This window comes from Pseudonocardia pini (assembly GCF_013870575.1).
Taxonomy (GTDB): domain Bacteria; phylum Actinomycetota; class Actinomycetes; order Mycobacteriales; family Pseudonocardiaceae; genus Pseudonocardia; species Pseudonocardia pini.
Window position 1 is genome coordinate 1 of the sequence record NZ_JACBXB010001152.1, and the last position, 1,235, is coordinate 1,235.

The following is a 1,235-nucleotide window of genomic DNA, read 5'->3' on the forward strand; positions in this document are numbered from 1 at the left end:
TGGCCGAGGAGGGCCCCTCCACCGCCGTCCTGCGGCGCTGCGGCTTCACGCGCGTCGCCGAGCTCGAGGACCCCGACGACGGGCTCCTCTGGCGCTGGGAGCACATCGGCTGATCCCTCGATCGGCACTCTCGCGCGGACCGCCCGCACGAGGGTGCCGATCGTGGCGGGTCAGCGCAGGGGGAGGAAGAGGTCCGTGAACAGCTCGGGGGCCGCCGCGGGGCTCGGCGGGTCGCTGACCACGTAGAACTCCGTGCCGAAGCCGAGCGCGAAGATCGGGTCCGGCATCGCGAGCATGAAGTGGTCGGGGCCCATCTGGCTGGCGTGGCAGCGCATCGACGCCCGCTTCTGGTCGGTGAAGTCCACGGCCTCGACCCGGTGCGTGATCTCCGCCTCCGGCTTGCCGAAGGTGGGCGGCGGGACGTTGTCGGGCATGTCCCAGCCCTCGGGCGTCTCCCCGGAGTCCTTGAGCCCCTGCATCCCGCGGAGCATCCAGTCCCGGTTGATCGTCTGCTGCGCGACGACCGGCACCGCGGACAGCTCCGCCGCCCGCTTGCCCACCCGGTGGACCTGGATGTGGTCGGGGTGGCCGTAGGCGCCGTTGTCGTCGTAGGTGGTGAGGACGTCCGGCTCCTCCTCGTCGAGGATCACCGCGAGCCGCTTGGCGGCGTGCTCGACCGACGCCTGCCAGAAGCAGTACCCCGCGTCGTTCGACGGCTCGCCCATCATCCCGGAGTCGGTGTAGCCCAACCACTCCACCCGCGCGGCGCCGAGCACCTTCGCCGAGTCGAGGCACTCCTGGGACCGCCGCACCGACAGCTGCTCGCCCTCGGCCAGCACCCCGGGCACGGGCTCGCCCAGCTCGCCGCGGGTGGCGAAGACCAGCACCACCCGGTGCCCGGCCTTGGCCGCCTTGGCGAGCGTGCCCGCCGTCGCGATCGACTCGTCGTCCGGATGGGCGTGAAAGCTGACGATGGTCCCCACGGTCAGCAGAGTATCCGGGTCAGCGCGGGGGCGACGTCGGTCAGCCTGCGCACCTCCTGGTAGCTCCCGCCGCCGCGGGCCGCGAGGGCGCGACCCGCCCGCTCCGCCTCGTCGTCGGGCAGGGGGCTGAGCACGTGGAGGCGGTCGATCCCGCGGAGCGCGGTCGCGGGCTCGTCCCCCGAGGTGTGCAGGCAGTCCGACAGCAGCACGACCATCCGCTCGAACGCCTTGAGCAGCAACGACTCCGTCATG

2 protein-coding genes are annotated in these 1,235 nt (G+C 72.6%); both read right to left on the minus strand.

Translation table 11 applies throughout. From position 1 onward, the window contains the following. Positions 1-170: 170 nt before the first annotated feature. Positions 171-983: a PIG-L family deacetylase gene (locus H5J29_RS33355; RefSeq protein WP_181784861.1), complete on the minus strand. Its 813-nt coding sequence runs from the start codon at positions 981-983 to the stop codon at positions 171-173. Positions 984-985: 2 nt separating this feature from the next. Beyond that, positions 986-1,235: vWA domain-containing protein (locus H5J29_RS33360; RefSeq protein WP_220188237.1), on the minus strand; the 250-nt coding region annotated here is incomplete at its 5' end.